The following is a 7,138-nucleotide window of genomic DNA, read 5'->3' as shown; positions in this document are numbered from 1 at the left end:
CGTCGACGACGGCGGCCTGGGCGGGAGCGCCGACGGCGGTCTCGGCGGTGCCCTGCGCGGCGACCGGCTCGGCGGCGGGGACGGGCGCCGGGCCGGCGGCCCGCGGGCCCGCCTGCTGTTTCACGAGTGTGGTGGCGGTCATGGTGGTGGCACTCAGTCCTTGTAGGCCTTGGCCGCCGCGGACTCCAGCTTCGCCGCGGTGCCCTTCGGGTCCGAGGGGTCGCGCAGGAAGTCCTGGAGGAGCTTCCACTCGCCGGTGCCCTTGGTGCCGCCGAACGCCGCCGGCGCCTGGTCGGACATGTCGAAGCGGACCGTGTCGCCCGCGCCGATCAGGGACTTGGCGGTGGCGCGGGTGACGTCGTCGCCGTAGGAGGCGGGGTCGAGCTTCTTGTTCGGGGACAGGAAGCCGCCCTCCTTCGCCCACACGGCCGCCGCCTCCGGGGTGGCCAGGTACTCCAGGAGCTTCATGCCGGCGTCGGCGTTCTTGCCGTCCTTGAGGACGACCGCCGCGTCACCGCCGCTGACCACCGGTGCCGTGCCGCCGGCGACCGCGGGGAACGGGAAGAAGTTCGCGTCCTTGCCGATGGTCTTGCCGAACTGGTCGTGCGCGACACCGGCCACGAAGTCACCCTCGTAGACCATGCCGGCCTCGGGCTTGGGCCCGAACACCTTCTCCACCGAGCCCGGGAAGTCGGTGTTCAGTGCCTCCTGCTGCCCGCCGGCGATGAGCTGCTTGTCCTTGAAGAGCTTGCCGAGGGTGGTGAGGGCCTCGACGACCGAGGGGTCGGTCCACTTCATCCGGTGGGTGGCGAGGGCGTCGTACTTCGCGGGGCCCGCCTGGGAGAGGTAGACGTTCTCGAACCAGTCGGTGAGGGTCCAGCCGTCCTGGCCGGCGACCGAGAAGGCGGCGAGGCCCGAGTCGGAGACGGTGTGCCCGGCCTTCAGCAGCTCGTCGTAGGTCTTCGGCGGCTTGACGCCGGCCTGGGCGAGCGCGTCGGGGCTGTACCAGACCGTCGACTTGTGGGCGGCCTTGAAGTAGAGGCCGTAGAGGGTGCCGTCGACGCTGCCGTACTTCTTCCACACCGGCGCGTAGTCGGCGGTGATCGTCTGCTGCGCGGTCCCGGACAGCGGCTTGAGCCAGCCCTGCTTGGCGAACTGCTGGAGCACGCCGACCTGCGGGACCATCACGACGTCCGGCGCGTTGCCGCCTTCGATCTTGCTGCCGACGACCGTGGAGACGTTGTCGCCGGTCGACACGAACTGGGTCTTCGCGCCGGTCTTCTCGGTGAAGGCGTCCAGCACCTTCTGGAAGTTCTTCTGCTCGCTGCCGGACCAGACGCCGGCCACGGTGACGGTCTGGCCGCTGAGCGCCTTGTCGCCGCCGCCCGCGGAGACGGATCCGCCGCCGCCGCAGGCGGTGGCGCCGAGGGCGAGGGCGAGGGCGGTGCAGCCGGTGAGCAGGGTCGTACGACGTCGCATCATCGTTGACGGACCTTTCGATCGGGGTGGGAGACGGGTGATCAGAGGTCGTTCAGCCACCAGGCCGCCGTGGCGCCGGGCAGGACGCCGGGCGGGCAGGGACCGCTGGAGAGCAGGGGGGTGCCGGAGACCGGCGCGGGCGTGGGGGCCGTACCGAAGTTGACGGCGCAGACCAGTCCGTCGCCGCGGGTGAAGGCGAGGACCTCCGGCGGGGTGTCCAGCCAGCGCAGCGTGCCCTCGCCCAGCTGGGGCAGGGACTTGCGCAGCTGGAGACCGTCCCGGTAGAGGTGCCAGAACGAGCGGGTGTCGGCGAGTGCGCGGTCGGTGGCGTACTCGGCGAAGTACTCCGGCTGCGGCAGCCAGGGCTTGGCCCCCTCCGCACCGGAGGTGAAGCCGAACGGCGAGGCCTGTCCGGACCAGGGCAGCGGCACGCGGCAGCCGTCGCGGATCCGGGCGCGGCTGCCGGTGCGCCGGAAGATCGGGTCGGTGAGCACGTCGTCGGGCAGGTCGACGACCTCGGGCAGGCCCAGTTCCTCGCCCTGGTAGATGTAGGCGGCGCCGGGCAGCGCCAGCATCAGCAGGGCGGCGGCGCGGGCGCGGGCGGCGCCGAGGCCGCTGCCGGCCGGGGCGGGTTCGCCGTAGCGGGTGACGGTGCGGACCTGGTCGTGGTTGTTGAGGACCCAGGTGACCGTGGAGCCGGTGCCCGCGATGTCCTGCATGGCCTCGGAGATGACCTTGCGGAAGGCGTCGGCGTCCCAGGAGGCGCCGAGCAGGTCGAAGAAGAAGGCCTGGTGGAGTTCGTCGGGGCGGACGTAGAGGGCGTGTTCGCGGGCGGTGGGCACGGAGACCTCGCCGACGAGCAGGCGTTCGCGGCCGTCGCGGTCGGTGTACTCCTCGCAGATGGAGCGCCAGCGGCGCCACACCTCGTGCACCTCGGGCTGGTTCCAGGCGAGCGGGTTGACCGAGTCGCGGGTGCGGGCGTCGGCCTCCGGGTCGTCGGAGTCGGGCAGCTCGGGGTGCTTGAACAGGCCGGCGGCGACGTCGATGCGGAAGCCGTCCACGCCCCGGTCGAGCCAGAACCGCAGGACGCGGTCGAACTCGGCGGCGATCTCGGGGTTGCGCCAGTTCCAGTCGGGCTGCTCGGGCGTGAACATGTGCAGGTACCACTGGCCGTCGGCGACGCGGGTCCAGGCCGGGCCGCCGAACATGGCGTGCCAGTTGTTGGGCGGCTCGGCGCCGTCCGGGCCACGGCCGTCGGCGAAGTGGAAGCGGGCGCGGGCCGGGCTGCCGGGCGCGCTCTCCAGTGCCTCCTGGAACAGCGGGTGCTCGCTGGAGCAGTGGTTGGGGACGATGTCGATCAGGACCTTGATGCCGAGCCGCCCGGCCGCCGCCATCAGCCTCTCGAACTCGGCGAGGTCGCCGTAGACCGGGTCGACGTCGTCGTAGTCGGCCACGTCGTAGCCGTGGTCGTGCTGGGGCGAGGGGTAGAAGGGGCTCAGCCAGATGCCGTCGACGCCGAGCTTCTTCAGGTACGGCAGTCCGGCGCGGACGCCGGCCAGGTCGCCGATGCCGTCGCCCGTGCTGTCGAGGAAGCTGCGGACGTACACCTGGTAGATGACCGCGTCCCGCCACCAATGATGCCTGTTCAACCCAGTGGAACCTGTCTCTGAAGAGGGGCTGTTGTGCATGCATGTTAGGTAGGCGATGCGCGAAGGTGTCAACGAAATGAACAGAAGATACTGGCGAGTTGGGTTTCGATACCGGGGCAAAACACCCCAAGACGACCGCAGTCGTGATGGTGGCGTTACTTAACAGGTAACTAGCGACGGGCGATGGCGTCGAGTTCGCGCGCCAGCCGGCGCACGGCCTGCCCGGGCGTCTGGCGCCCGGTGAGCGCGTCCTGCACGACCGCCTGCACGGCCAGGCTGACCTGGTCGTAGTGCGGGCTCTTGGGGCGCGGACGGGCGGTCAGGACGGCGGTGCGCAGCGTCGGCAGGTAGGGGAACCGCCGCACCAGCCCGGGGTCCTCGTACAGCGAGGCGCGCACGGGCGGCAGCGCGCCCCGGGTGAGCACCTGGCGCTGGACGGACTCGCTGGTCAGGTACGCGATGAGACGCGCGGCGGAGTCCGGGTACCGGGCATGGCTGTTGACCGCGAGGTTGGAGCCGCCGAGGACGCTCGTCCCCGGCCCGTCGGGCCCCGGCAGCGGCACGGCGCCGATCTTCCCGGCGACCCTGGAGCCCGCCCCGGAGGCGACCGCGTAGGCGTAGGGCCAGTTGCGCAGGAAGAGCAGCCGGCCGTCCTGGAACGCCTGTTTGGACTCCTCCTCCTTGTACGTCAGCGCCCGCTTCGGTATCCAGCCCTCGCGGAAGCCGCGGGCGAGGAACCCGATGCCCTCGCGGGCGGCGGCCGAGTCGACGGTGACCCGTCTGCCCTCGCCGCCGAGGATGGTGCCGCCCGCCGAGTACACGACCTCCGCCGCGTTCACGGTGAGGCCCTCGTAGGGCAGGAACTGGCCCGCGTAGCCGTCGAGTCCGTACTTCGGCGCGATGGTCTTCGCGTCGCGCTCCAGTTCGGCCCAGGTGCGCGGCGGGGGCACGCCCTCCTCGGCGAGGACGTCCTTGCGGTACAGCAGCAGTCCGGCGTTCGTGACGTACGGGACCGCGTACAGCCGTCCGTCGTACGTCGCGGTGTCCACCACCGGCGGCAGGAAGCTGCCCAGCGGGAAGCGGTCGCGGGGCAGCGGGCGGATCCAGCCGGCCGCCGCGAACTCGGAGGTCCAGTCGACGTCGATGTTCAGCACGTCGAACCGGCCCCGGTCGCCGCCGCGCAGGTCGGTCGTCATCTGCGCGTGGGTCTCGTCGGCGGAGTCCGGCAGCTCGACGAGCGTGACCCGTTCGCCGGGGTGGGTGCGGTTCCAGCCCGTGAGCAGCGGGCCGAGATAGCCGGTGAGGTCGCCGGCGGTGGCCAGGGTGAGCGGACCACGCCCGCCGGAGGCGCCCTCGTCGGCGCGGGCGCCGGAGGCTGTGTAACCGGTCATGATCACGACGAAAACCAGAAGAACCCTACCGGCGGCGTTCATCCACCGCATAGGTTCCTCCCTGTACACCGGCACACGGGCACCTTTGCCCGCCCCTCACCCGGGGGCGAGGCCATGTATACCTGTTAGGTATGGGCGATACTAGGGCCTGGAGCACATGGAGCCGGAGCCGACGGGAGGACAGCACGAGTGCGCCTGCCCCTCCTGGCACTCCTTGCCCGCGGCCCGGCCCACGGGTATGAGCTGAAGCAGGACCTTGAGCAACTGCTGGGCGCCGCGTACCCTCAGCCCAACGTCGGCCAGGTCTACGTCACCCTCGGCCGGCTGGAGAAGGCCGGGCTGATCGAGGGGGAGGACGTCGAGCAGTCCAGCCGGCCCAACAAGAAGGTCTACCACCTCACCGAGGCCGGACGTGAGGCGCTGCGCGGCTGGTTCGAGGTGACCGAGGACGAACCGCGGGTCCGGGACGAGTTCTTCATGAAGCTCGCCCTCGCCCCGCAGACCGGCCTCGCCGACCAGATCGCGCTCATCAACCGGCAGCGGCGCCAGTACCTGAACACCATGCGCACCCTGTCGAAACTGGCCGCGGCCGAGAGCCGGGACAACCGAATCGCCCAGCTGCTGATCGAGGGCGCGATGCTGCACCTCCAAGCCGACCTCGACTGGCTGGAGCGGTGCCAGGAGGAACTGGAATGAGCGAGGAGACTCCGGTTCTGCGGGCCGAGGGCCTGGTGAAGACCCACTACGGCGAGGGCGCTCCCGCCCGTGCCGTGCGCGGGGTGGACCTGAGCGTGGCCCGCGGCGAGTTCGTGGCGATCACCGGGCCGTCCGGGGCCGGCAAGTCGACCCTGCTGCACCTGCTCGGCGGCCTGCAACGGCCGGACGGCGGCAGCGTGTGGCTCGACGGCCGGTGCACGGACTCCTTCAGCGAGGCCCGCTGGGCGGTCGAACGCCGCACGGCCATCGGGATCGTCTTCCAGTTCTTCAACCTGGTGTCGAACCTGTCGGTCGCCGACAACGTCGAACTGCCCGCGCTGCTGGCCGGCGTCCCGCCGAGGAAGGCGTGCGCCGAACGCCGGGCGCTCCTCGCCGAGCTGGGCCTGGAGGGCAAGGAGCGCAGCATGCCGGGCGAGCTGTCCGGCGGCGAGCAGCAGCGGGTCGCGCTCGCCCGGGCCCTGGTCAACCACCCGCCGCTGCTGCTCGCGGACGAACCGGCCGGCAGCCTGGACAGCAAGGGCACCCGCGAGGTGATGCGGCTGCTGTCCCGCTTCCACGGACGCGGCCAGACCATCGTGCTGGTCACCCACGACGCCCGGCTGGCCAGCGCCGCCGACCGGGTGATCAGCTTCTTCGACGGCCGCATCGCCGACGACGCCGTCCTGGACGGCACGCCACCGCCCCGGCGCCGTGGCATCTCCGGCGTGCTGGAGCTGAGGGACTGACCGTGCTCGATCTCCGGGACATGCGGGCCACTCTGCGCTGGGCGCACTCCGATCTGCGCGCCCACCGCGGCGAGGCGCTGTTCCTGGTGCTGGCCACCGCCGGCATCGTCGGCTCGCTGCTGCTCGCCACCGCCCTGTTCGGATACGCCACGAACCCCTGGCAGCGGACGTTCACCGAGGCGCGCGGGGCGCACGTCTGGCTGCACACCGCGCCCTCGGCCGACGCCCGCGCGCTGGCCCGGCTGGACGGCGTCACCGCCGTCGCCGGTCCCTACCGCACCGAGACCGCCGTCGTCGCCGCCCGCGGCATCCGCGCCACCGTGGAGCTGCGCGCCACTCCCCGCCCGCCCTCGGTCGGCCGGCCCCTGCTGACCGCCGGGCGCTGGCTGGACCCGGCCGCGCCGGACGGCGTGGTGCTGGAGAGCAGCCTGGCCCGGGCCCTGCTCGTGGAGCCGGGGGACACCCTCACCCTGCCCGGCACCGCCCGCACGCTGACCGTCGAGGGCGTCGCCGACAGCGCCGAACCCCGTTACCGACCGGGCGACCAGCCGGGACTGGTGTGGGCGCTGCCGTCCGCGGTGCGCGCCCCCGGCGGCCGGGTCGTCGGACTGCGGCTCGGCGACCCGGCCGACACCGACTACGCGGTGCAGCGTGCCGTGACCGTGCTGGGCGCGGGCGCGGTCGGCGAGGTGTCCACCTGGCAGCAGGCGCGCGCCGAGGCCCAGGGCGACAACCGGCTGCTGGGCCAGGTGCTCGGGCTGTTCGGGCTGGGCGCCCTGATCGCCGCGGGGTTCGCGGTGCACGGGGCGATCGCCACCCGGATCCGCGGACATCTGCGGGACCTGTCGGTGCTGAAGGCGATCGGCTTCACGCCCGGCCAGGTCGTACGGGTCTTCCTGCTCCAGCACCTGGCCTACGCCCTGCTCGGCGCCGTCATCGGCGCGGTCCTCACCGAGGGGCTGGGCGGCGGGGTCCCGGGCCGGCTCGGGACCGCCGTGGGCGTGTGGCAGGGACTGCCCGGGCACACCCTGGCGCTGTGCGCGGTGCCGGCGGGCGCGGTGCTGTTCATCGGTCTGACCACCGGGCTCGCGGCCTGGCGGGCGGGGCGGGTGCCACCGGTGCCGGTGCCGCGCCCGGCCGTTCCGGCGGGCGGGCGGCTGCCCGGGCCGGCCCGGCG

The 7,138-nt window shown here is 72.6% G+C and carries 6 protein-coding genes; 3 read left to right on the top strand and 3 right to left on the bottom strand.

What is annotated here, in order from left to right:
- Positions 1-153: 153 nt before the first annotated feature.
- From IF37_RS0137580 to IF37_RS0137570, 3 genes are all read right to left on the bottom strand, one after another.
- The gene (locus tag IF37_RS0137580) at positions 154-1,482 is read right to left on the bottom strand and encodes an ABC transporter substrate-binding protein (protein WP_030753895.1); all 1,329 of its coding nucleotides are present in this window, start codon (positions 1,480-1,482) and stop codon (positions 154-156) included.
- Between the two features lie 38 nt (positions 1,483-1,520).
- Positions 1,521-3,167 (bottom strand): glycoside hydrolase family 13 protein, encoded by a 1,647-nt coding sequence (locus IF37_RS0137575; protein ID WP_253915961.1) that lies wholly within the window; start codon positions 3,165-3,167, stop codon positions 1,521-1,523.
- Positions 3,168-3,298: 131 nt separating this feature from the next.
- Positions 3,299-4,570: an ABC transporter substrate-binding protein gene (locus IF37_RS0137570; protein WP_030753891.1), complete on the bottom strand. Its 1,272-nt coding sequence runs from the start codon at positions 4,568-4,570 to the stop codon at positions 3,299-3,301.
- Positions 4,571-4,708: 138 nt separating this feature from the next.
- Here IF37_RS0137570 and IF37_RS0137565 point away from each other — a divergent pair, with 138 nt between their 5' ends.
- From IF37_RS0137565 to IF37_RS0137555, 3 genes are all read left to right on the top strand, one after another.
- The gene (locus IF37_RS0137565) at positions 4,709-5,215 is read left to right on the top strand and encodes a PadR family transcriptional regulator (RefSeq protein WP_030753889.1); all 507 of its coding nucleotides are present in this window, start codon (positions 4,709-4,711) and stop codon (positions 5,213-5,215) included.
- Positions 5,212-5,961 (top strand): ABC transporter ATP-binding protein, encoded by a 750-nt coding sequence (locus IF37_RS0137560; protein WP_030753887.1) that lies wholly within the window; start codon positions 5,212-5,214, stop codon positions 5,959-5,961. Before IF37_RS0137565 ends, IF37_RS0137560 begins: the two co-directional genes overlap by 4 nt.
- 20 nt (positions 5,962-5,981) lie before the next feature.
- Positions 5,982-7,138: FtsX-like permease family protein (locus IF37_RS0137555; RefSeq protein WP_030753884.1), on the top strand; the 1,157-nt coding region annotated here is incomplete at its 3' end.

This window comes from Streptomyces sp. NRRL S-31 (assembly GCF_000718775.1).
Classification (GTDB): domain Bacteria; phylum Actinomycetota; class Actinomycetes; order Streptomycetales; family Streptomycetaceae; genus Streptomyces.
Note: the sequence above shows the minus strand (reverse complement) of the source record. Positions and strands in the feature narration are given on the sequence as shown.